General features: G+C 71.5%; 17 protein-coding genes. 10 read left to right on the top strand and 7 right to left on the bottom strand.

The genetic code is table 11. The features are described 5' to 3' along the window. Positions 1–16: 16 nt before the first annotated feature. The 4 genes from AB0I81_RS13635 to AB0I81_RS13620 all read right to left on the bottom strand — a co-directional run bounded on the left by AB0I81_RS13635 (position 17) and on the right by AB0I81_RS13620 (position 8174). On the bottom strand, positions 17–895 hold the full coding sequence (locus AB0I81_RS13635; RefSeq protein WP_360655123.1) for a carbohydrate ABC transporter permease: 879 nt from the start codon (positions 893–895) through the stop codon (positions 17–19). Next, on the bottom strand, positions 892–1875 hold the full coding sequence (locus AB0I81_RS13630; protein WP_360655120.1) for an ABC transporter permease subunit: 984 nt from the start codon (positions 1873–1875) through the stop codon (positions 892–894). The genes AB0I81_RS13635 and AB0I81_RS13630 overlap by 4 nt, the downstream gene beginning before the upstream one ends. Then, positions 1872–4265 carry a glycoside hydrolase family 3 N-terminal domain-containing protein gene (locus tag AB0I81_RS13625; protein WP_360655118.1) on the bottom strand — a complete coding sequence of 798 codons (2394 nt, stop codon included), beginning with the start codon at positions 4263–4265 and terminating at the stop codon, positions 1872–1874. Before AB0I81_RS13625 ends, AB0I81_RS13630 begins: the two co-directional genes overlap by 4 nt. 321 nt (positions 4266–4586) lie before the next feature. Continuing rightward, on the bottom strand, positions 4587–8174 hold the full coding sequence (locus tag AB0I81_RS13620) for a BTAD domain-containing putative transcriptional regulator (RefSeq protein WP_360655115.1): 3588 nt from the start codon (positions 8172–8174) through the stop codon (positions 4587–4589). 334 nt (positions 8175–8508) lie between these two features. Here AB0I81_RS13620 and AB0I81_RS13615 point away from each other — a divergent pair, with 334 nt between their 5' ends. From AB0I81_RS13615 to AB0I81_RS13590, 6 genes are all read left to right on the top strand, one after another. Then, positions 8509–9387 carry an alpha/beta hydrolase gene (locus AB0I81_RS13615; protein WP_360655112.1) on the top strand — a complete coding sequence of 293 codons (879 nt, stop codon included), beginning with the start codon at positions 8509–8511 and terminating at the stop codon, positions 9385–9387. Between the two features lie 103 nt (positions 9388–9490). Then, positions 9491–10315 carry an ABC transporter ATP-binding protein gene (locus AB0I81_RS13610; protein WP_360655109.1) on the top strand — a complete coding sequence of 275 codons (825 nt, stop codon included), beginning with the start codon at positions 9491–9493 and terminating at the stop codon, positions 10313–10315. Next, on the top strand, positions 10312–11166 hold the full coding sequence (locus AB0I81_RS13605; protein WP_360655106.1) for an ABC transporter permease: 855 nt from the start codon (positions 10312–10314) through the stop codon (positions 11164–11166). Before AB0I81_RS13610 ends, AB0I81_RS13605 begins: the two co-directional genes overlap by 4 nt. Beyond that, complete coding sequence (locus AB0I81_RS13600; protein ID WP_360655103.1) at positions 11163–11993, top strand: ABC transporter permease; 831 nt, start codon at positions 11163–11165, stop codon at positions 11991–11993. The genes AB0I81_RS13605 and AB0I81_RS13600 overlap by 4 nt, the downstream gene beginning before the upstream one ends. Positions 11994–12017: 24 nt before the next feature. Further along, the gene (locus tag AB0I81_RS13595) at positions 12018–13031 is read left to right on the top strand and encodes an ABC transporter substrate-binding protein (protein WP_360655100.1); all 1014 of its coding nucleotides are present in this window, start codon (positions 12018–12020) and stop codon (positions 13029–13031) included. 8 nt (positions 13032–13039) lie between these two features. After that, positions 13040–13801: a fumarylacetoacetate hydrolase family protein gene (locus AB0I81_RS13590; RefSeq protein ID WP_360655097.1), complete on the top strand. Its 762-nt coding sequence runs from the start codon at positions 13040–13042 to the stop codon at positions 13799–13801. Between the two features lie 3 nt (positions 13802–13804). Here the strand turns inward: AB0I81_RS13590 and AB0I81_RS13585 are convergent, their stop codons facing one another. Then, entirely contained in the window at positions 13805–15130 is a 1326-nt protein-coding gene (locus AB0I81_RS13585; protein ID WP_360655094.1) for an MFS transporter, read from the bottom strand. A gap of 125 nt (positions 15131–15255) precedes the next feature. Between AB0I81_RS13585 and AB0I81_RS13580 the strand changes: the two genes are divergently transcribed. Beyond that, complete coding sequence (locus AB0I81_RS13580) at positions 15256–15717, top strand: hypothetical protein (protein WP_360655091.1); 462 nt, start codon at positions 15256–15258, stop codon at positions 15715–15717. 32 nt (positions 15718–15749) lie between these two features. Here the strand turns inward: AB0I81_RS13580 and AB0I81_RS13575 are convergent, their stop codons facing one another. Continuing rightward, complete coding sequence (locus AB0I81_RS13575) at positions 15750–16460, bottom strand: IclR family transcriptional regulator (RefSeq protein ID WP_360655088.1); 711 nt, start codon at positions 16458–16460, stop codon at positions 15750–15752. 88 nt (positions 16461–16548) lie between these two features. Here AB0I81_RS13575 and AB0I81_RS13570 point away from each other — a divergent pair, with 88 nt between their 5' ends. The 3 genes from AB0I81_RS13570 to AB0I81_RS13560 are packed head-to-tail and all read left to right on the top strand — an operon-like array spanning position 16549 to position 21981. After that, on the top strand, positions 16549–17688 hold the full coding sequence (locus tag AB0I81_RS13570) for an aminotransferase class V-fold PLP-dependent enzyme (protein ID WP_360655085.1): 1140 nt from the start codon (positions 16549–16551) through the stop codon (positions 17686–17688). After that, positions 17685–20483, top strand: a complete 2799-nt coding sequence (locus tag AB0I81_RS13565; RefSeq protein WP_360655082.1) for an FAD-linked oxidase C-terminal domain-containing protein — start codon at positions 17685–17687, stop codon at positions 20481–20483. The genes AB0I81_RS13570 and AB0I81_RS13565 overlap by 4 nt, the downstream gene beginning before the upstream one ends. Before the next feature lie 25 nt (positions 20484–20508). Further along, entirely contained in the window at positions 20509–21981 is a 1473-nt protein-coding gene (locus tag AB0I81_RS13560; RefSeq protein ID WP_360655079.1) for an SLC13 family permease, read from the top strand. Between the two features lie 18 nt (positions 21982–21999). Here AB0I81_RS13560 and AB0I81_RS13555 read toward each other — a convergent pair whose 3' ends face one another. Then, complete coding sequence (locus tag AB0I81_RS13555; protein ID WP_360655076.1) at positions 22000–22794, bottom strand: SAM-dependent methyltransferase; 795 nt, start codon at positions 22792–22794, stop codon at positions 22000–22002. Positions 22795–22829 lie beyond the last annotated feature (35 nt).

Raw genomic sequence — 22829 nt, 5'->3', positions numbered from 1 at the left:
ACCGACGCCGGGAGGGTCAGCCCTTGACCGCGCCGAGCATGACGCCGGAGACGAAGTACCGCTGGACAAAGGGGTAGATCACCAGGATCGGCAGGACGGTGAGGACGATCGTCACCGCCTGGATGTTGGCGGCCGCCTGCGTGACGTCCGAGGCCGCGGCGCCGAAGGAGTCGGCGCCGGTGGCGCCCGCGATGAGGTTGCGCAGGTAGACCGTCACCGGGAACAGGTTCGACTCGTTCATGTAGAGGAACGCGGGGAACCAGGAGTTCCAGAACGAGACCGCGTAGAAGAGGATCATCGTGGCCAGCACCGCCTTGGACAGCGGCAGCACGATCTTCCACAGGATGCCGTAGGTGTTCAGGCCGTCGATGGCGGCGGCCTCCTCCAGGTCCTGCGGCAGGCTCTCGAAGAACGCCTTCATGACCAGGAGGTTGAAGACGCTGATCGCGTTGGGCAGGACGATGGCCCAGATGGAGTTCTTCATGCCCAGGCTGCTGATCAGCACGTAGTTCGGGATCAGGCCGCCGGAGAAGAACATGGTGAAGACCGCGACGCCGATGAGGACCTTACGGCCCTTGAGGTGCTTCTTGGACAACACGTACGCGTAACAGGTCGTCAGCACGATCGCGATGAACGTCGCGACCACCGTGTACAGGACCGTGTTGCGGTAGTTCGTCCAGAACATCGGGTCCGAGGCCACGATCTTGTACGTCGTGAGGTTGAACCCCTTGGGCCACAGGTTCACCTCACCCGCGCTGATCGCGCTCTGCGAGCTGAACGAGCGGGCCACGATGTTGACGAACGGGTAGAGCGTCACCACCACGACCAGTGTCAGGGCCAGGCCGTTGAACCACTGGAAGACGCGGTAACCGCGGGTCACGTCATGCGTTGTCACCACAGGCTCGTCCCAACTGTGCGGCGGGAGATCACATTGGCCGAGAGGATCAGGACGAGGCCGACCAGCGCCTCGAACAGGCCGATGGCGGCGGCGTAGCTGAAGTTGCTGGACTCCAGGCCCATCCGGTACACGTACGTGGAGATCACGTCGGCGGTCGGGTAGGTCAGCGGGTTGTACAGCAGGAAGACCTTCTCGAAGCCCACCGCCATGAACGTGCCGATGTTGAGGATCAGCAGCGTGACCGCGGTCGGCCGGATGCCCGGCAGTGTGACGTGCCAGATCTGCCGCCACCGGGTGGCGCCGTCCATCTTGGCGGCCTCGTAGAGCTGGCCGTCGATGGTGGTCAGCGCGGCCAGGTAGAGGATCGTGCCCCAGCCGACGGTCTGCCAGACCTCCGAGCCGACGAAGATCGTACGGAACCAGTCCGCGTCCTGCATGAACGAGATCTTCTCGGTGCCCACGTAGGCCAGGAACGCGTTGATCGGCCCGTCGATCGACGTCAGCTGCATGACGAGGCCGGCCACGATCACCATCGACAGGAAGTGCGGCAGGTACGACACCGACTGCAGGAACCGCTTCAGCGTGCGCCGCCGGACCTCGTTGAGCATCAGGGCCAGCACGATCGGCAGCGGGAAGCAGAAGATCAGGGTCAGCGCGCCGAGGATCAGCGTGTTGCTGAACACGTTCCAGAACGTCGGGTCGCTCAGGAACATTTTCACGTAGCGCAGGCCGACCCATTCCTCGCCGAAGATGTTGCCGCCCGGCTCGAACTTCCTGAACGCGATGACGTTGCCGATCATGGGCGCGTACTTGAAGATCAGGAAGAACAGCAGCGGCAGGATCGCTAGCGAGTAGAGCTGCCAGTCACGGCGCAGCGCGCGCCCCCAGGAGCTGCCACCCTTGCGCCGGCGGCGTCCCGGCCTGACCACGGGCTCGCGTGGCGTCGTGCCGGCACTCAGCGTTTCGGATGTGGTCATCCTCGGCCCTCCGGACTGTCGCGGTCGATCTGCACCGGCGCCGTGAGGTGCCGCCGGTGGCCCACCTCGCGCTCGGGGCCCGTCAGGCGCAGCGGCAGGGTCGCCACCGCCTCCGCGCACGAGCGGCCGAGCCGCAGCTCGACGTCGCCCGGCTCGACGATGCGCCGGCCGCGCGTACCGGTGAACGAGGTGAGGTCGGCGGGCACGGTGAAGCTCACCCGCGCCGACTCGCCCGCCTCCAGGGGGACGCGGGCGTAGCCGATCAGGCGGACCACCGGCCTGGTCGTCTGCGCGACCGGGTCGTGCAGGTAGAGCTGGACGACCTCCGCGCCGGCGCGCGGGCCCGCGTTGCGCACGGTGACCTCCACGGCCACCTCACCGTCCACGGCCCACTCGGTGACCCCGCCGGTCACCTTGCCGTCCGCCGCCCGCTCGGTGACCCCGCCCTGTACGTGCGCCTGGCTCCACTCGAACGTGGTGTAGCTCAGGCCGTGGCCGAACGGGTAGGCGGGCGTCGGGTCCACCGACGACACGTCGCTGCGGCGGCCGAGCGGCGGGGCCAGGTAGGTCGCCGGCAGGCCGCCCGCGTCGCGCGGCACGCCGACCGGCAGCCGGCCTGACGGGTTCACCGCGCCGGTCAGCACCTCGGCCAGCGCCTGGCCGCCGCGCTGGCCGGGGAAGAAGCCGTACACGACGGCCTTGGCCGCGTCCGTCCCGGGGCCGAGCGCGTACGGGCGGCCGGCCAGCAGCACCAGCACCACCGGGGTGCCGGTCGCGAGCACGGCCTCGACCAGCTCGGCCTGCACGCCGGGCAGGCGCAGGTCGGCGGCGTCGCAGCCCTCGCCCGAGGTGCCGCGCCCGAACAGCCCGGCGCGGTCGCCGACGGCCAGCACACACACGTCGCTGCGCTCGGCCAGGGCCACCGCCTCGGCGATGCCGGAGGTGTCGTCGCCGGTGATGTCGCAGCCCTTGGCGTACATGAGGTCCCCGCCGAGCGCCTCGCGCAGCGACGGCAACTCCATCCCGAGCCCCTTCTCGGGGTGCGGGCCGACGTGCAGCGGGAAGGTGTAGCAGCCCAGCATCGCCATCGGGTCGTCGGCGACCGGGCCCACGAGCGCGATCCGCCGCCCCTCGGCCAGCGGCAGGACGCCGTCGTCGTTGCGCAGCAGCACGATCGCCTGCCGGGCCAGGCGCAGGGAGATCTCCTGCCCTTCCTCGTCGTCGAGCCTGACCTCCGCCGCCGGGCCCGGCAGCGGCTGCCAGTCCTCATCCAGCAGGCCCTGCTCGGCCTTCTGCGTCAGCACGCGGCGCAGGGCGCGGTCGATCAGCGCCTCGTCCACCGTGCCGGCCTTGACCGCCTCGACGAGCGGGGCGCCGAAGGTGTCCACCGTGGGCAGCTCGACGTCGATCCCGGCCCTGAGCGCGAGCCCGGCCGCGGCACCGCCGTCGGCGGCGACCCGGTGCAGGCGCTCCAGGAACCGGATCGCGAAGTAGTCGGCGACCACCGTGCCCTCGAAGCCCCACTCCTCGCGCAGCAGGCCGGTCAGCAGGCTCTCGTCGGCCGCCACCGGCATGCCGTCGATCTCGGTGTAGGAGTGCATGACCGAGCGGGGGCGGCCGTGGCGCAGAGCGATCTCGAACGGCGGCAGCACGACGTCCGCCAGCTCCCGCCGCCCCATCGGGACCGGGGCCAGGTTGCGGCCGCCGCGGGAGGCAGAGTAGCCGGCGAAGTGCTTGAGGGTGGCCACGATGCCCGCGCCCTCCAGGCCGCGCACATAGGCCGCGCCTATGGTGCCGACCAGGTACGGGTCCTCGCCGATCGTCTCCTCGGTACGCCCCCAGCGGTAGTCCCTGGTCACGTCCACCACCGGGGCCAGACCCTGGTGGATGCCCGCGGCGCGCATGGAGCGGCCGATCCGCCCGGCCATCTCCTCGACCAGCTCGGGATCGAAGGCCGCGCCCCAGCTCAGCGGCGTCGGGTACACGGTCGCGCCCCAGGCCGCGAAGCCCGTCAAGCACTCCTCGTGCACCTGCGCCGGGATCCCGAACCGGCTTGCCTTGACGATCTCGGCCTGGGAGACCGCCAGCGAGCGCGCCCCGGCGACCGGATCGACGGCAGCGGTCCCGAACGGGCGCGTGAGCTGGCCGAGGCCCAGCCGGATGGCCTCGCCCCACTCGGGTCCCGGGCTCATGTCGGTCTGGTGCGGCGCGACCCCGCCGCCCGACGCGTCCGCGCCGACCCACACCCCGACGAGCTGGGCGATCTTCTCCTCAAGGGTCATGAGCGGGACGAGCGCGTCGGCGCGTTCGGCGGGCGAACGCTCGGCGTCCCGCCACGGCTCGCTCTCGCCGGGCGCCGAGCGCGTGTCGATTGGTTCCTGGCCCCTCATGCCATCCCTTCGGCCATGACGGCGCCGCCCCCGCGGCGAGGGCGGGGGGTGTTACGCGGGGGTGACGCCGAAAGTTTCAAGCTGATTTGTTTAATATTGCGGCAACATAAGGGTGCCGTTGTGGCGTGTCAAGAGTGGGGCCAACCTGCTAAGTTGCAGATCCTCCCGGATGGCGGGTCCGACCAGATCGGAGGCTGGTGCGGGCTTGGGCGGGCGTTAAGTTGCCCGAAACTTTCGGAAACTCAAGGGGCGCACGATGACGCACCCCGCACCTTCGCGCTCCGTACCAGGTCGCCTCGGCGCCCCGTGACGACATGCAGACTACAGGCGCCCCCGCAGCCTCCCCGCGCGGGCGGCGGCTGACCAGTGTGGTGCTCCCGCGCGGTCGGCCACCGCCTCCGCAGTCCGGAAATGTCGGGCGGCGAGGTCGTGGTGTCCGAGTGCGGCGGCCAGCCGCCCGAGGTACAGCGCCACCGGGCCGAGCGTGACCATCCCGCTCCCCGCCCCGGCCAACTCCCCCTCCGCGGGCAGCAGCAGCCCGTAGAGGCGCTCCATCACCGCCCGGCCGGCCGTCTCGATCGCGGCCGTGGCGTGCAGGCAGGTCCTGGCCTCGAACAGCAGGTCATGCGGGGAATCGGGGATCCTCAGGGCAGCGGCCACCGCCTCCTCCCGCCGCCCGAGAGCGAACAGCACCAGCGGACGCCCCCACCTCTCGTACGGGCCCCACCCGCCCCCCGCCAACCCGGCACCCCCCGCGGGATCGAGAGTGCCCTCCCCCAACTCCAGGCACAGCAGGGCCAGCGGCAGAATGCCCTCCTCCACGCCGGGCATCCCGGTGCCGCTGAGCCGGATGGCAGCCGTACGGTATGCCGCGCGCGCCTCCTCGCTCCGGCTGCCCTTCACCGTGCGCCGGAGCGCGGCGTACCAGGTGGTGAACACGCCCACCAGCGGCAGGTCGTACCGTTCGGCGAGCCGGTCGGCCGCGGCGGCGTGCCGGTCCGCCGCTTCCAGGTCGGCGAGCGCGGACCTGGCCTGGACCAGGATCAGCCGCCCGAGCACCTCGAACGTCACCAGCCCGTCGTCACCGGCGGCCAGGCCGAGCAGTTCCTCCCCGATCGCGGCCCGCTCGGCGGCGAGTCCGGCCCGCTGGAAGGTCTGCATGTAGCGGCCGTTGAGCGCGTACGCCAGCAGGGTGCGATCGCCCAGGCGGCAGGCGATGCCCTCGGCCGCGCGCGCCGCCTCGTCTCCCCTGCCGCCCGGGTCGGCGCGGCGCTCCATCGCGATCGTGATCAGCAGGCGGGCGCGTTCGGCGTCGTGGCCGGTGGGAGGCAGGGCGGACAGCGTACGCTCGGCGGCGTCGGCCAGCCGGGCGGACAGCTCCGGATCGTCATTGGCCGTCCAAATGGCGGGCACGTCGAAGGAGCCGATGACGCCGGCGGTCAGCACCGGATCGCCGAGCGTCTCGGCCACCTCCACCGCCTCGCCCCGATACCGCCGCGACTCCTCCAGCCTCCCGCTCACCGCCAGCGCCCTGACCAGCCCCATAACCGCCTCCAGCCGAGCCGACGCCCCGCTGGTACGGACCACGCGCCCGCCCTGCCCACCACCCGCACCCTCACGGCCCGTACCGCCGATGTCTTCGCCCCGGGCGGTGGTCGTGCGGTCCAGGGCCGCGAGCGTCGCACGCCACAGCCGGGCCGCCTCATGCGGGGCTGACCTGCCTTCCGCGCGTTCTGCGGCGGCGCGCGCGTAGTGGGCGGTGCGGGCGGCGTCGGCCCTGCCCTGCGCGCGAACGCAGTGGTGGGCGATGGTCTCCACGTCGCCGGGCCGGACGCGTTCGACGATCTCGGCGGCTGCGGCGTGCCAGCGGGCGCGCCGGGCACGCGTGACCTCGTCATAGAGCGTCTCGTGCACCAGCGCATGAGCAAACCGCAACCGATCAGCATCCCGCAACCAGTCGGCGTCCGCCGATCGGTCGGTGCCCTGTTCGACGAGGAAGCCGGCGAGCAGGGCCGACTCGATGGAGTCGAGCACCTGGTCCTCGTCGCCTCCTGCCAGCGGGATCAGCACGTCGAGATCGACCTCCTGGCCGACGACGGCCGCCTGGTGGAGGTGGGTGCGCGCCGTCGGCGGAAGGGCGGCCAGGCGGTGCCGGATGACGTCGCGGACGCCGGCCGGGACAGTGAGGAGGGCCGCGTCGCCCTCGCCTTCCCACAGGCGGATGAGCTCCCGTACGAAGAAGGGGTTCCCTCCGCTGCGCGCGTGGATCGTACGCGCGGCGGCGTCGGACGGCTCGCGGCCCGTGGTGGTCCGGACCAGCTCGCGTACCTGAGGTTCGGTCAGGCCGCCCAGGTAGACGCGCGCCGGTTCGGTACGCGCGGCCCGCCCCAGCGCGTCGGCCAGTTCGGCGGAGATCTCGGTCGAACGGTACGTACCGACGATCAGCACGGGCGCCGATCCCAGGTCGGTGGCCAAGGTGGTCAGCAGGGCGAGGGTCTCCTCGTCCGCCCAGTGCAGATCGTCGAACACCAGCAGCAGCGGACCCCGCCCGGCCACGGCGGTCAGGTCGGCGGCGATGGCGCGATGCCGCCTGAACCTCGCGGCCAGCGGAGCCTCCCCGGATTCCTGTCCTCGGCCGGATGGCATCGGCACGTCGGGGTCTGGGGTGAGTGCGTGACCGGCGCGGGCAAGGTCTTCGCGCATCTGGGTCCACGGCCAGGCGGTGGGCGCGCCCTGCAGTTCGGGACTGGCGCCCCATGCGGTGGTCCAGCCGCCGGACTCCAGGCGTCGTGCCAGCATCCCGGCCAGCGAGGTCTTGCCCGCACCCGCCGCACCGGACACCAACACGAGCCGCGTCCGCCCATCCGCCACGACCTCCGCCGCCACGCCGCCCAGCCCGTCCAACTCCACCTCCCGCCCAACAAACGCACGCCCACCCGACCCCCCGCCCCGCCCCGCGAACCCACCGACGGGAGGGAGAGGTGAGGTCCCGTGAGACGGAGGTGGGCCGATGGGCGCGGGCCCGTGAGACAGAGGTGGGTGGATGGGTGCGGGCGCGTCAGGCGGACGTGGGCCAAGGGGCGCGGGCCCGTGGGACGGAGGTGGGTGGATGGGTGTGGGCGGGGTGGGGTGGGAGGGGGTGGTGGCGGTGAGGTGGGGGGCGTGGGTGAGGATGTCGGATTCGAGTTGCCGCAGGCCCTCTCCCGGGTCCAGCCCGAGTTCGGTCCGTAGCACCGCCCGGGCCTGCCGCAACTGGGCCAGTGCATCGCCCTGCCGGCCCGTCCGGTACAGCGCCAGGGCCAGCAGCCGCCACCCGTCCTCCCGCAGGGGATGCCCGGCGACGTGCGCCTCCAGATCGGGCACCGACTCGGCGGCCCGTCCGGAGGCCAGCGCCGCCTCGGCTCGGCGTTCCACGGCCAGCAACCGCAGCTCGTCCAGCCGGGTGGCCTCGCCGCGCGCCCAGTCCTGTTCGGCGAACTCCGCGTATGCCGGCCCTCGCCAGAGCCCCAGTGCCTCGTCGAGCAGTACGCGGGCCTCCGCCGCCGCACCGCCGGCCAGCAGGCGGGCGGATTCGGTGATCGCCGACTCGAACCGGTGGGCGTCCACCGCTCCTGGCTCGGCACGCAGCGCGTAACCGGGTGGCGAAGTGACCAGGAGCCGGGAGGGGGTGCGGGGCGGGCGGTCGGGTTCGAGTGCCTTCCTCAGCTCCCCGACGAAGGTTTGCACGGCTCCGAGCGCGCCCTCATGTGGCTCCTCCCACAGGTCTCCGATCAGCCACGACACCGGTACGACCCGGCCCCCGGCGATCAGCAGGCGGGCCAGGACGGCGCGGTGCCGCAGGCCCTTCAGCCGGACCGGGCCGCGCTCGTTCTCGGCCGTCAGCGGGCCCAGCACCCCGAAAGTCACCATCGCGCCCCAACTTATCCGCCCACGAGCGCCAAACCACGAGGGCCGCTCCGTGATCGCCCTCTCGGAAGCTCCCCGTCTCGGGAGCTGCGGGTTCAGGAGGCGGGTGGGGGCGGGGCGGGTGGGGGCGGGTGCTGACTCGGTGCTGACCAGGTGCTGATTGGGAGGCGGCAGGTTGAGGGGCAACGGCCGGGCCGCCCGACGAAGGCCGCACAACAAAGGCCGTACCCACCGGACCGGACCCGCCAGGCCCGACACCCCGAGCCCGACACCCCGAGCCCGACACCCCGGGCCCGACACCCCAGGCCCGACACCCCGACGAAGCAGGAGACCCGATATGTCACCGCACATCACCGGATTCACCCAGCGCCGCATCACCGTGGCCGACGGTGTGGCGCTCAACGTCGCCGTAGGCGGCTCGGGCAGCCCCATCGTGCTGCTGCACGGCTTCCCGCAGACCCACCTGATGTGGCGGCACGTGGCCGTGGACCTGGCCGCCGACCACACCGTCATCTGCCCCGACCTGCGCGGCTACGGCGACAGCGACAAGCCCGCCGACCCCGAAGGCCGCGCCTACGCCAAGCGCACGATGGCCGCCGACGTCGTGGCGCTGGCCAGGCAACTGGGGCACGAGCGGTTCGCGCTGGCCGGTCACGACAGGGGCGCGCTGGTCGCCATCAGGGCCGGGCTCGACCACCCGGACGTCATCACCCACCTGGCCTCGCTGGACGTGCTGCCCACGCTGGACTCCTGGGATGTTCTGCACGGGCGTGCGGCAGCCGTGGGGTTCCACCTGTTCCTGATGGCCCAGCCACCCGGCCTGCCGGAGAAGATGATCAGCGGGGCGGCGGACGCGTTCTTCGGCCACTTCCTGGACCTGTGGGCGAACGACCCGAACGCGATCCCCGCCGACGTGCGCGCCGCCTACCTCAAGGCCTCCCGCGAGGCGGTGCCCTCGATCGTGGCCGACTACCGGGCCACCGCCACGATCGACGTCGAGCACGACGAGGCCGACCGGCGCGACGGCAGGCGACTGGGCATGCCGGTGACGGTGATGCAGCAGGACTGGGGGTCGGCGCTGGGGTTCGACGCGGCCGAGAGGTGGCGGGTCTGGGCGCGGGACCTCGATCACCGTACGGTCTCCTGCGGTCACTTCATGGCCGAGGAGGCCCCGGCGGAGGTGGTCAAGGCGTTGCGCGAGCTCCTGGCGCGATAGAGGCTCGCACAAGCGCGAAAGCGGGCGATAAGGCGCGATAGGTGCTCTTGATCTCTTCGGTAGACGGTCTACCATCTTCGGTATCCAGTATGGAGCTGATCGAATGGTTGATCCGGCGAAACCACCACTCGAAGAGGCCATCCGCCTGGAGGCGGTCTACAAGGCGTTCGTCCCCCGGGGCTCCCAGGGATTCCGGGGACGTACCGCACAGCCCCTGTTAGCCCTGGAGGACGTCGGCTTCGCCGCGCGGCCGGGCGAGTTCATCAGCCTGGTCGGGCCGTCGGGCTGCGGCAAGTCCACCATCCTCAACCTGCTCGCCGGCCTGACCCAGCCGTCGGCCGGGCGGGTCGTGCACCACGGCAGGCCCGTGAGCGGGGTGAACACCGAGGTCGGCTACATCACCCAGGACGACAACCTGCTCCCGTGGCGCTCGATGTTACGCAACGTGGAGTACGGCCTGGAGCTGCGCCGCGTGCCCAAGGACGAGCGGCGCAGAAGGGCCCGCGAGTTCATCGAGCTGGTCGGCCTGGCCGGCTTCGAGAACCACTATCCGCACGAGTTGTCCGGCGGCATGCGCAAGCGGGCCGGGATCGTGCGCACGCTCGCGTACGACAGCGACGTCGTCCTGATGGACGAGCCGTTCGGCCCGCTGGACGCGCAGACCCGGGTGATCCTCCAGGACGAGCTGCTCAAGCTGTGGGAGCTGCGCCGCCCGACCGTCCTGTTCGTCACCCACGACCTGGTCGAGGCCATCGCGCTCAGCGACCGGATCATCACCTTCACCTGCCGCCCCGGCCGCATCAAGCGGGACTACGAGGTGGGCCTGCCCCGGCCCAGGGACGTCTTCCACATCCACGACCTGCCGCAGTTCCGGGAGCTGTACGACGCGCTGTGGGACGACATCCGCATGGAGATCGCGGCGACATGACGATCCCGGACGCCCGCGAGGCCACCAGGAACGCCGCCGCCGAGGTGCTCGGCCGGGCCGCCGAGCGGTCGAAGGCCGCCGCGGCCGGGGAGCGGCGGCTGGTGCGGACCGGGATCGTGCTGCTGGGCGCGGCGCTGTTGCTGCTGTGGGAGTTCGGCGCGCCGCTGGTCGTGCAGCCGCGGTACGTGAGCAGCCCGTCCGAGGTGGCCTCCCGCCTCGTGGAGCTGGTACTCGATGGGCAGTTGTGGGGGCACATCGGGGTCACGCTCGGCGAGGCGGGCGCCGGCTACCTGATCGGCATCGCGGTCGGCCTGGTGGCGGCGCTGGTCCTGGTGGCGGTGCCGGCGCTGGACGAGATCGCGGGACCGTTCCTGGCGGCCTTCTACTCGATCCCGAAGATCGCGCTGGCGCCCATGTTCATCATGTGGTTCGGCCTCGGGCTGCTGCCGAAGATCCTGCTGGCCGCGCTCATGGTGTTCCTGATCGTGCTGGCCAACACCATGGCGGGGGTGCGGGGCATCGAGCCGGGGCTGGTCGAGGTGGCGCGGGTGATGGGGGCGCGCGGGGCGGGGCTCGTGCGCACGATCATCCTGCCGGGCGCGGCGCCCGCCGTGGTGGCGAGCATCCGGCTGACGTTCTCGCGCGCCATGGTCGGCGCGATTCTCGGCGAGTTCATCGCGGCCACCCAGGGGCTGGGCTTCCTCATCGTACGTTCGTCGCGCCAGTTCGAGACGGCGACCGTCTTCGCCGGGATCGTGGTCGTGGCGGCGCTGGTCATGCTGGTCAACGCGCTGATCAGGGCCGTGGAGGCGCGAGCCCTGCCGTGGTCCTCAGAAAGGCCGCACGGATGAGTCAACAGGTGCTCGACGATGTACGGCGGCGCGGGGCGCGGCACCGCAGGACCCGGCGCGCGATCGTCTGGGCCGGGCGGATCGGGCTGGCGGCGGGGGCCGTGGTGGCGTGGGAGCTGGCCTCGGGCACGCTCGTCAGGCCGTTCTTCGTCAGCAGCCCGTCGGCGGTGGCCGAGCGGCTGGCCGAGTGGTTCGGCTCGGCGGACTTCTGGTTCCACGCGCGGTTCACGCTCACCTCGACCGCGCTGGGCTTCCTGATCGGCGCGGCGCTCGGGGTGCTGCTGGCCTGGCCGCTGGCGCTGCGCCGGGTGGCCTACCGGATCGTGGAGCCGTACTTCCTCATCGCGTACTCGGTGCCGGCGGTGGCGCTCGGGCCGGTGTTCATCCTCTGGTTCGGCATTGGGCTGGCGCCCAAGATCGTGCTGGCCGCGTACTTCGTCTTCTTCGTGGTCTTCATCAACACCGTCGAGGGCATCAGGCAGGTGCCGCAGGGGTTGATCGACGTCACCCGCGTCATGGGCGGCGACCGGTGGGCCACGATGCGGTCGGTGCTGCTGCCGGGCGCGCTGCCGTACGTGCTGGCGGCCCTGCGGGTCACGCTGCCCGCCGCGATGATCGGCGCGGTGGTGGGCGAGTTCATCGCCTCCAACCGCGGCATCGGCTACCTGACCAGGGCGGCGGCGGGGCGCTACCAGACCGCGGGGGTCATCGCGGGAACGATCGTGCTGGCCGCGATCGTGCTGCTGCTGTCCATGTCCCTGCGTCCCCTGTCCCGCGTGCTGCGCTGGCGGCCCGAGATCAGGCTGCGCGGCGACGACGCCCTGTAAATCGACGCACTGAAGGAGGTTCCCATGAGAGCGCGGTTGGCGGCGGTCGCGGTGCTCCTCGCCGCGGTGAGCGGGTGCGGCGGGTCGCAGGAGGAGGCGGCCAAGAAGATCACGATCGTGTCGGCGCCGAACGTCTTCCTCTCCGCCCTGTACGTCGCCCAGGACGACGGCCTGTTCGCCAAGGAAGGTCTCACGATCGAGATCGTGGAGGTGGAGAGCGGCAACGACAGCATGGCCGCGCTCGCCTCCGGCCAGGCCCAGTACGCCGACGTCGGCTTCGAGGACCTGGCCGAGCTGAGCAGGGCGGGCGACGACTCGGTGGTCATGGCGCACGACATCCTGAACCGGGTGACGCTCACGCTCGTCATGCGCAAGGAGGCCGCCGAGCGGGCGAAGGTCACCGGGACCTCGCCGCTGCGCGACCGCCTGCTCGCGCTCAAGGGGCTCAAGATCGGCATCACCTCGCCGGGCTCCCCCACCGACACCTACATGCGCTACTACCTGGGCTCGGTCGGCCTCGACCCGGAGCGGGACGTGGAGCTGGTGCCGCTCGGCGGCGGGTCCGCGCTGCTGGCCGCGCTGGAGAAGGGCCAGATCGACGCCTACCACCTGTCGCCGCCGACCCCGTACGTGGCCGCGGAGAAGGGCTTCGGCGTGGTCCTCATCGACGGCCCCAAGGGTGAGGTGCCGGAGCTGGACAAGTTCGACTACACCGCCTGGGCCACCTCGCGGCAGTGGGCCGAGGAGAACGCGGAGACCGCCGCCGCCTTCAGCCGGGTGCTGACGCAGGCGACGGCGAAGGTGAAGCAGCAGCCGGACGCGGTGGCCGGCCAGATCATGGACGACCTGGGCAGCAGCGACCGGGCGACGGTGCTGCGCACGGTGCAGGCGATGAGTTCCGCGTTGTCCGAGAAGGGGTGTTTCGACCCGGCTGTCGTACAACGCACCCTTGATGTCATGCTCAGGCTGAAAATCCTCGAGGAGAAGGCGGACGCGGCCGAGGGCCGCCTCTGGACGAACAAGTACAACGGCTGCTGAGGAGCAAGATGCGCATCATCAGGTACGACGACGCCGGCACCGCGCGCTGGGGAGTGCTCGACCCCGACGGCACGGTACGCGCCGCCACCGGCGACCCGTACACGGAGCTGGTCCCCGGAGCCCCCGTCGAGGGCGAGGTGCGCCTGCTCGCCCCCGTCACCCCCAGCAAGATCCTCTGTGTGGGCCGCAACTACGCCGACCACGCGGCCGAGTTCGGCAACCCGGTGCCCAAGGAGCCGCTGATCTTCATGAAGCCGCCGTCCTCGATCGCCGCCCCCGGCGACGAGGTCGTCTACCCCGCGCTGTCGGGGCGGCTGGACCCGGAGGCCGAGCTGGTCGTGGTGATCGGGCGGCGCGGGCGGCGGGTCGCGGCCGAGGACGCGATGGGGCTGGTGTTCGGCTACACCATCGGCAACGACGTCACCGCCCGCGACATCCAGAAGAGCGACCCGCAGTGGACGCGCGGCAAGGGCTTCGACACCTTCTGCCCGCTCGGCCCGTACGTGGACACGGAGTTCGACCCCACCGACGTCCGCGTGACCTGCACGGTCGGCGACGAAGTCCGCCAGGACGGCCGTACGGCGGACTTCATCTTCGACATCCCCACCCTGATCGCCTACGTCTCGGCGTTCACCACCCTGGAGCCGGGCGACATCATCATGACCGGCACGCCGCCCGGCGTGCGCCCGGTCCGGCCGGGCGACACGATGACGGTGGCGGTCGAGGGGCTGGGCGAGTTGTCCAACCCGGTGGTGGCCGAGCAGGCGTGAAGGTCAGCGGGACTGCGCCTCGTCGTACTCGACGGAGTAGTCCTGCTGGGAGCGGTCCTTGAGCAGGTACGCCGCCACCACGCTGATCGCGCCGCAGATCGCCATGTAGATCGCGATCGACAACGAGCTCTGGTAGGTGGCGTACAACCAGACGGCGATCAGCGGCGCGGGCCCGCCGGCCGTCACCGAGGCGAGCTGGTAGCCGAGGGACGCGCCGCTGTAGCGCAGCCGGCCGGTGAAGCTCTCGGCGATGAACGTGGCCTGCGGGCCGTACTGGATGTCGTGGATGGGCGCGGCCAGCACGATGGCCAGGAAGACCAGGGCGGGCACGCGGGTGTCCAGCAGCGGCCAGTAGATGAACGACCACACCACCATCAGCGCGGCGCCGATCATGTAGAGCCGCCTGCGGCCCACGAGGTCGGAGATGTAGCCCCAGAACGGCACGGTGACCAGCGAGACGAGACCCGCGACGATCACGTACGTGTAGACGTCGCTCGGCGCGAAGCCCAGCGTCCTGGTGGCGTAGGAGAGGATGAAGACGGTGAAGATGTAGAACGGCGCCTGCTGGCCGGTGCGCAGCAGCGCGCTGAGCACGATCTCCCGCCAGTTCTTGGCGATGACCTGCCGCACCGGCACCCGCTCGACCCGGTTCTCCCGCACGACCTTGGCGAAGACCGGCGTCTCCAGGATGCCGAGCCTGATGTACAGGCCGACGCCCGCCATCACGAGGCTGAGCAGGAACGGGATGCGCCAGCCCCAGTACGGGTCCAGCGGCTCGAACACCTGCAACGCCAGGTAGCCGAGCACCAGGCCGACCGGCACGCCGAACTGCGGCCAGCTCCCGAGGAAGCCGCGCCGCCCGCCGCGCGTCTTGCCCCACTCGGTCGCGAGCAGCACCGAGCCGCCCCACTCGCCGCCGACGCTGATGCCCTGCAGCAGGCGCAGGAGCGTGAGCAGGACGCCGCCCCAGATGCCGATCTGCTCGTAGGTGGGCACCAGGCCGACGAGCGCGGTGGCGATGCCCATGGTCACGAGGGTGATGATCAGGGTGGCCTTGCGGCCGATGCGGTCGCCGTAGTGGCCGAAGATCGCCGCGCCGATGGGGCGGGCGGCGAAACCGCCGAAGTAGGTGCCGAGGGCGAGCAGGAGTCCGGTGGTCTGGTCGCTCTGGGGGAAGAACAGCTCCGCGAAGATGGTGGTGGCGGCGAAGCCGTAGAGGAAGAAGTCGTACCACTCGATCGAGGTGCCGACGGCGGAGGCGACCACCGCCCGGACCAGTTGACGTCGTTTCTGCTGTCCTGTCGCGTCGAGTCCTTGCTGCTCGGCCATCTACCGCTCCTGGGGTAGGTCCCGCGTTACCGGTGACGGTACATCACAGATCATCAACGGTCACCATGGTTGGAGGCAGGGTTCGGGGGTAGCGGACGGTGACGTTCGGTGAGGGGGGCAGTGCGATGCGTTCCATCGTCTCCGCCGTGATCGTCGTGGCCCTGGCGTCGGCCGGCTGCGCGAACGCGGGTTTCGACAAGGCCAACTCGACGCCGCAGAACGAGGGCGCCAACGCCGACGTGGGCACGACCCTGTCCCTGCGCAACGCCTTCCTGCTGGGCAGCGCGGATCCGGCCACGCCCGCCGCCCAGCAGCCCCTGTACGCGGTGCTGGTCAACGACGGCGGAAGGCCCGACCAGCTCGAACGCGTCACCGTCGAAGGCGGCGGCAGCGTGCGGCTGGCCGGTCCTGTCACGCTCCAGCCCGGCCAGGCGTACGGCACCGGCAACCGGCCCATCGGCACGGTCAGCGGCGCGCGCGGCGACACGGTGCCGATGACGTTCACCTTCCGCGAGGCCAAGTCGGTGCGGGTGATGGTGCCGGTCAAGCCGAAGACGGGCCAGTACGCGCAGCTCGGTTCGGGTTGAGGTGACGCCGCCCCTCGGCCGGGGAGCACCCGTCAGCCGAGCGTCTCACCCAGTGTCCTGGCGGCCCGGGTGACCAGCTTGCCGTACTCCGCGCGCAGTTCCTCGGTCATGCGGCTGGCCGGGGTGGAGATGCTGAGGCTGGCGATCGGGCCGGCCGGGCCCGGGATCGCGGCGGCCACGGCGGCGATGTCGGAGCGCCACTCGCCGCGGTTGTCGGCGTACCCGCGCTCGATGACCGCGTCCAGTTCGGCCCGCAGCGCCAGCGGGTCGGTGATCGTGGTGTCGGTGTAGCCGGGCAGCTCGGCGAGCGGGCGGCCGAGGTGCGCCAGGACGGCCTTGCCGTTGGCCGAGGCGTGCAGCGGCAGCCTGATGCCCAGCGGCAACACGATGCGCAGCGGCTTGTCGGTCTCCAGCCGCTCGATCAGCACGACCGCGTCGCCCTCCGGCACCATCAGGTGAATCGTCTCGCCGGTGCGCTGGCGCAACTCCTCCATGACGGGCACGGCCGCGTCACGCAGGCCCAGCTCCGTGGAGCGTGCCACCCGCAGGGCCTTGCTGGTCACCTGCCAGCGCGTGACCTCGCCGCCGGCGGGCTTGATCCAGCCGGCCTCGTGCAGCGTCTTCAGCGAACGCTGCACCGTGCTCTTGGGCAGGCCGAGCCCGCGCGACAGCTCGCCCACGCCGACGGGCTGGCGGGCGGCGACCTCTTCGAGCACCCGGAGGGCGTTGATCACGTTCTGCATGCATTGACTCCTCTGCGGGCTGATTTTAATGTTAATGAACCGCACCACGGCACACCGTGCCGTGAGATGGCACGGAGGTGGAAAGACAGTGGGCCGGCACTTCCTGCAGATCCCCGGGCCGACCAACGTTCCCGACCGGGTGCTGCGCGCGATCGCCCAGCCCACGATCGACCACCGGGGGCCGGCGTTCGCCGCGCTCTCGGGCGAACTGCTCGAACGGCTGAAGCCCGTCTTCAAGACGGCCGGGCCCGTGGTCGTCTACCCGTCATCCGGGACGGGGGCCTGGGAGGCGGCGCTGGTCAACACGTTGTCGCCGGGTGACAAGGTGGTGGCGTTCGAGACCGGGCACTTCTCCTCGTTGTGGTGTGAGATGGCCACCAGGCTCGGCCTGGTCGTGGACCTGATCCCCGGCGACTGGCGGCATGGCGCCGACCCGGACGCGCTGGCCGCGCGCCTGACGCCCGACGTGGCCGCCGTCATGGTGGTGCACAACGAGACCTCGACCGGCGTGCGCAGCCGGATCCCGGAGATCCGCGCCGCCCTCGACCGGGCCGACCATCCGGCGCTGCTGCTGGTGGACACGATCTCGTCGCTGGGCTCGATGGACTACCGCCACGACGAGTGGCGGGTGGACGTGACCGTCGGATGCTCGCAGAAGGGGCTGATGTTGCCGCCCGGCCTCGGGTTCAACGCGGTCAGCGCGAAGGCCCTGGCCCATCGGGGGCGGCTGCCGCGCTCGTACTGGGACTGGGAGCCGATCATCGCGGCCAACCGGCAGGGCTTCTTCACCTACACCCCGCCCACCAACCTGCTGTACGGCCTGCGCGAGGCGCTCGCCATGCTGGAGGAGGAGGGCCTGGAGGCGGTCTTCGCCCGGCACGACCGGCACGCCGAGGCGACCAGGCGCGCCGTGCGGGGGTGGGGCCTGGAGGTGCTCTGCGCCGACGAGCGCGAACACTCCAGCTCGCTCACCGCCGTGCTGATGCCGGACGGGCACGACGCCGACGCGGTCAGGCGGCTGATCCTGCAGCGGTACGACATGTCGCTCGGCACCGGGCTGGGCCGGCTCGCCGGGCGCGTCTTCCGCATCGGGCACCTCGGCCACTTCAACGACCTGATGCTGGCGGGCACGCTGAGCGGGGTGGAGATGGGGTTGTCCCTGGCCGGGGTGCCGATCAAGGAGGGCGGGGCACGGGCGGCACTGTCCTACCTGGAGGGTGTCGGGTGAATCTGGCGCGAACGCTGGCCCCGCTGCTGGCCGGCGATGTCCGGGACGACCCCTACACCAGGCACCTCTACTCCTCCGACGCCAGCATGTACGCCATCGAGCCGCTGGCCGTCGCCTTCCCCAAGGGCGCCGACGACGTACAGGCGCTGGTGGCGGCCTGTGGCGAGCTGGGCGTGCCGGTGTTGCCGCGCGGCGCGGGCACCAGCCTGGCCGGGCAGACCGTGGGCGCGGCCGTGATCGTGGACTTCTCCCGGCACATGAACCGCATCCTGGAGATCGACGGCAGGACCGCGCGGGTGCAGCCCGGCGTGGTGCAGGACCAGCTCAACCGGGCGGCGGGGAAGCACGGGCTGATGTTCGGCCCGGACACCTCGACCAGCAACCGGGCCACGATCGGCGGCATGATCGGCAACAACTCGGCCGGCAGCCACTCCATCCTGTACGGCTCCACGATCGACCACGTCCAGGCCCTGCGCGTGGTGCTGGCCGACGCCACCACGCCCGACCTGGCCACGGACGCCCGGCTGAACGCGGCGGTGGCGGAGGTGCTGGAAGGGCTCGACCTGTCGGGGTTTCCCCGCTTCTGGCGCCACTCGGGCGGCTACCGCCTCGACGCCGCCGCACTCGGTCTCGCGGGCACGGCCGCCGGCAGCGGCCACCCGGACCTGACCAAACTGATCGTCGGCTCGGAGGGCACGCTGGCCGTCGTGACCGAGGCCACCGTGGGGCTGGTGGAGCGGCCCCGGGCCAAGGCCATCGCCGTCGGCCACTTCACCTCCACCCCCGCCGCCATCGCCGCCACCGCCGACGCCCTCGCCTTCGACGCCGCCTCGGTCGAACTGCTGGACAAGGCCATCCTCGACCTGTCCAGGCAGCGCGTGGACTACGCCGGGCTGGGCGACATCCTGGAGGGCGACCCGCGGGCGCTGCTGTTCGTGGAGTTCTTCGGCGACGCGCCCGACGAGGTGGCCGACCGCGTGGACAAGCTGGCCGCCACCTGGAAGGCGAACGGCCACGGCTACCACACGCTCAGGGCGGTCACCACGCAGCAGCAGTCGGCCGTGCTCAAGGTGCGCAAGGCCGGGCTCGGCCTGCTGATGGCCTCCAGCGTGGGCAGCCGCAGGCCGCTGGCCTTCGTGGAGGACACGGCCGTGCCGCCGGAGCGGCTGCTGCCCTACGTCGAGGAGTTCGCCCGCATCCTCGACCGCCACGGCCTGCGGGCCGGCTTCTACGGCCACTGCTCGGTCGGCTGCCTGCACATCCGCCCGTTCGTGGACCTGCGCGTACCGGGAGAGATCGCCGCGATGCGGGAGGTGGCCGAGGAGATCGCCGACCTGGCCGCCAGGCACGGCGGCGTGAACTCCAGCGAGCACGGTGACGGGCTGGCCCGCTCCGAGTTCAACCGGCGCCTGTTCGGCGATCGTGTCTACGAGGCGATGCGGCAGGTCAAGCACGTCTTCGACCCGCACAACCGGCTCAACCCCGGCAAGATCGTGGACGCGCCGCCGATGACCGACCACCTGCGGGACCCGGCGATGCCCGCGCCGCCCCCGCTCGCCACCACCCTGACGTTCGCGAACGGCATGCACGGCGCGGCCGACCGGTGCATGAACGTCGGCGTGTGCCGCAAGGACGACACGGGCGTCATGTGCCCGTCGTACATGGCCACCCGCGAGGAGGAGCACTCCACCCGCGGCCGGGCCAACGCCCTGGTCAAGGCCCTTTCCGCACCGGATCCCCGCCAGGCGCTCGGCGACGAACGGCTGCACGGCATCCTCGACCTCTGCCTGGAGTGCAAGGCATGCCAGTCGGAGTGCCCGCTCGGGGTGGACATGGCGGCGCTGAAGAGCGAGTTCCTGCACCAGTACCAGGGCGTGCACGGCGTGCCGCTGCGGGCGCGGCTGTTCGGCGCGATCAGGACGCTCAACCGGCTCGGCTCGGCGACCGCGCCGGTGTCGAACTGGCTGGCCGGAGCCGTACGCGGGCCGCTCGGCCTGAGCCGGCGCCGACCGCTCCCCCGCTTCCACCGGACCAGCCTGACCCGCTGGTTCGCCCGCAGAAAACCTAAGGAGAGCGGCCGGGAGGTCATCCTGCTGGCCGACTCCTTCACCACCTACAGCGAGCCCGCCATCGGCCGCGCCGCCGTCGAGCTGCTGGAGCGCGCCGGCTACCGGGTCCGCCTGGCCGCCGAGGGCTGCTGCGGCCGCTCCAGCATCTCCAAGGGCCTGCTCGACCGGGCCCGCACGATGGCCTCGGACATGGTCGGCCGCCTGGCCGCCTCCGACGCCCCGATCGTCGGCCTGGAGCCGTCCTGCCTGCTGACGCTCAAAGACGAGTACGCCGCCCTGCTCCCCGGCGACCCCCGGGTGAAAGCGGTGGCGGCCCGCGCCGGGCTCGTACCGGAACTGCTCACGGAAGCCATCGACGAAGGCGCGCTGGAGCTGGGCGAAGCGCTGCGCGGGCGCGAGATCCTGCTGCACGGCCACTGCCACGAGAAGGCCGTCACCGGCACGGCCGCCACCCGCGCGCTGCTGTCCAGGATTCCCGGAGCGGAGGTGACGGAGATCGACGCCGGCTGCTGCGGCATGGCCGGATCGTTCGGTTTCGAGGCCGAGCACTACGACCTGTCCATGAAGATCGGCGCTCTCCGGCTCTTCCCGGCGATCGCCGCATCCTCACCCGACACCCTGCTCGCGGCCACGGGGGTCTCCTGCCGCCAGCAGATCGCACACGGCGCGGGACGCGCCGCGCGCCACCCGGTCGAGCTCGTCCACTGGGCGGCCGGCCTGCCATAACGTTCGGGGGAGATCGGAGTACGCAGTGTCCGCAGAGCTCCTGTCCATTCTCGCCCTCATTGTCATGTTCGTCGTGGCCACGCTCTTCCCCGTCAACCTCGGAGCGCTGGCCCTCGTCGGCGCCTTCCTGGTCGGCACGCTGGCCGCGGGCATGGAGACCGACGTCATCCTGGACGCGTTCCCCGGCAGCCTGTTCGTGATCCTCGTCGGGGTGACGCTGCTGTTCGCGATCGCCACCAACAACGGCACGGTGGACTGGCTGGTACGGGCCTCGGTGCATCTCGTACGGGGCCGGTTGGCGGCCATCCCGCTGGTCGTGTTCGCCATCTCGGCCCTGCTGACGGCCGTGGGGGCGCCTGCGCCGGCCGTGGCGGCGATTCTGGCGCCGATCGCGTTCGGGTTCGCGGCCGACTATCGGATCCACCCGATGCTGATCGGGCTCATGGTCGCGCACGGGACGCAGGCGGGCGCGTTCTCACCGATCAGCGTGCTCGGCGGGATCGTGAACGGCGTCACCAGGGAGTCGAACCTGCCCGGCAACAACCTGGTGTTGTTCCTGTCCAGCTTCGCGTTCAACGCCGCCGCGGCGGTGGCCGTCTACTTCGTCTTCGGCGGCCGTGACCTGGTACGGCGCGGCGCCATCGACACGACCGCGCCCTCCGCGTCCTCCACATCCTCCACGTCCTCCACATCCTCCACATCCTCCACATCCTCCACATCCTCCGCGAGCGGAACCACAGGCTCAGGCGGGACCGGGGGCGCGGAGGGAACGCCCGCGAGCGGGTCTTCAACCAGCGGCACGAGCGGGGGCGGGGTCGGCACCGCAGCCACCGGCACGGGCGAGGGCGGGGTCGGCACCGCGGTCGCCAGGGACACCGCGACCGGCGGCAGCCTGCGGCTCACCCCGCACCAGGCCCTGACGCTGACCGGCATCCTGGGGCTCTGCGTGGCGGTGCTGGCGTTCAAGCTGGACGTCGGCCTGACCGCCGTCACCGTGGCCGTCATCCTCTCCCTCACCTCCCCCAAGTCCAACAAGGGCGCCGTGGAGAAGGTGGCCTGGCCGACCGTGCTGCTGATCTGCGGCGTCGTCACGTACGTGGGCGTTCTCCAGGAGATCGGCACCGTGGACTACGTCGGCTCGGCGGTGGCCGCGATCGGCATCCCGCTGCTGGTGGCGCTGCTCATCTGCTACGTGGGCGGCATCGTGTCCGCCTTCGCCTCGACCGTGGGCATCCTGGGCGCGCTGGTGCCGCTGGCCGTGCCGCTGCTGTCGCAGGGCACGCTGGGGCCGATCGCCATGATCGCCGCGCTGTCGGTGTCGTCGGCGATCGTGGACGTCAGCCCGTTCTCGACGACGGGGGCGCTGCTGGTGGCCAACGTCAGGGGCATGGAACGGGACGTCTTCTACCGCAGGCTCCTGGCGTACGGCGGCGTGATCGTCGCGGTCGGCCCGCTGGCGGCCTGGGCCGTACTGGTGGCACCGGGCTGGCTCGGCTAGCGACCCCGGCCCGCGAACCTACGGTTTGCGGGCCACGCCGCCCAGCCACCACGAGGTGGCGTCGTCCGCCCCGAGGTTGCGGCGCCACTGCCCCACCCCGACCACACCGGGCTCCACCTGCTCGAACCCGTCGAAGAGCCCCTCGATCTCCTTGCGCGAGCGGAAGAACAGCCCGCCGTTGTAGAGCGCCCTGGTCTGGGCGATACGCGGATCGTCCGGCACCCCGCCGTCGGACAGATGCGTGATCACCACGTGGCTGCCGGAGGGCAACCGGTCGAGCAGGCGCCGTACGAGCCCGGCCGGGTCGTCGGAGTCCGGCACGAAGTGCAGGATGGCGATGAGGATCACCGCCACGGGCCGGTCGAGGTCAATTAGCACGTTCAGCTCGGGCGCCGACAGGATGGCGTCGGGATCGCGCGCGTCCCCCGCGACGACGGCGGTGCCGGGGCGTCCGCCGAGCAGCGCGCGGGAGTGGGTGAGCACGACCGAGTCGTTGTCCACGTAGGCGACCCTGGACCCGGGATCGATGGCCTGCGCGACCTCGTGGACGGGACGCTCGGCGGGGATCCCCGCGCCGATGTCCACGAACTGGCTGACGCCCGCCTCGGCGACCAGGTACTTCACGGCGCGGACCAGGAACTCCCTGTTCTCCATGGCCGCGACGCGGACCTCGGGCGCCATCGAGAGCACGGTTTCGGCGGCGGCCCGATCGACGGCGAAGTTGTCCTTTCCGCCGAGGAAGTAGTTGTAGATCCTCGCGGCGTTCGGGGTCTTGGCGTCGACCCCCGCTAACCCGCTCTCATTCTCGGACATATCGCCGAGGATAGATCACTTGGGCCTTGGCAGAC

It is taken from the genome of Nonomuraea sp. NPDC050404 (assembly GCF_040655495.1).
Lineage (GTDB): Bacteria > Actinomycetota > Actinomycetes > Streptosporangiales > Streptosporangiaceae > Nonomuraea.
This window is presented reverse-complemented; position numbering and strand designations above follow the sequence as displayed.

Coding starts and splice junctions, on each gene's coding strand:
- AB0I81_RS13585 (WP_360655094.1), bottom strand. CDS start 15,130: ATGGCCGAGCAGCAAGGACTCGACGCGACAGGACAGCAGAAACGACGT.
- AB0I81_RS13600 (WP_360655103.1), top strand. CDS start 11,163: ATGAGTCAACAGGTGCTCGACGATGTACGGCGGCGCGGGGCGCGGCAC.
- AB0I81_RS13610 (WP_360655109.1), top strand. CDS start 9,491: ATGGTTGATCCGGCGAAACCACCACTCGAAGAGGCCATCCGCCTGGAG.
- AB0I81_RS13620 (WP_360655115.1), bottom strand. CDS start 8,174: ATGGTGACTTTCGGGGTGCTGGGCCCGCTGACGGCCGAGAACGAGCGC.
- AB0I81_RS13630 (WP_360655120.1), bottom strand. CDS start 1,875: ATGACCACATCCGAAACGCTGAGTGCCGGCACGACGCCACGCGAGCCC.
- AB0I81_RS13575 (WP_360655088.1), bottom strand. CDS start 16,460: ATGCAGAACGTGATCAACGCCCTCCGGGTGCTCGAAGAGGTCGCCGCC.
- AB0I81_RS13615 (WP_360655112.1), top strand. CDS start 8,509: ATGTCACCGCACATCACCGGATTCACCCAGCGCCGCATCACCGTGGCC.
- AB0I81_RS13555 (WP_360655076.1), bottom strand. CDS start 22,794: ATGTCCGAGAATGAGAGCGGGTTAGCGGGGGTCGACGCCAAGACCCCG.
- AB0I81_RS13580 (WP_360655091.1), top strand. CDS start 15,256: ATGCGTTCCATCGTCTCCGCCGTGATCGTCGTGGCCCTGGCGTCGGCC.
- AB0I81_RS13625 (WP_360655118.1), bottom strand. CDS start 4,265: ATGAGGGGCCAGGAACCAATCGACACGCGCTCGGCGCCCGGCGAGAGC.
- AB0I81_RS13605 (WP_360655106.1), top strand. CDS start 10,312: ATGACGATCCCGGACGCCCGCGAGGCCACCAGGAACGCCGCCGCCGAG.
- AB0I81_RS13595 (WP_360655100.1), top strand. CDS start 12,018: ATGAGAGCGCGGTTGGCGGCGGTCGCGGTGCTCCTCGCCGCGGTGAGC.
- AB0I81_RS13590 (WP_360655097.1), top strand. CDS start 13,040: ATGCGCATCATCAGGTACGACGACGCCGGCACCGCGCGCTGGGGAGTG.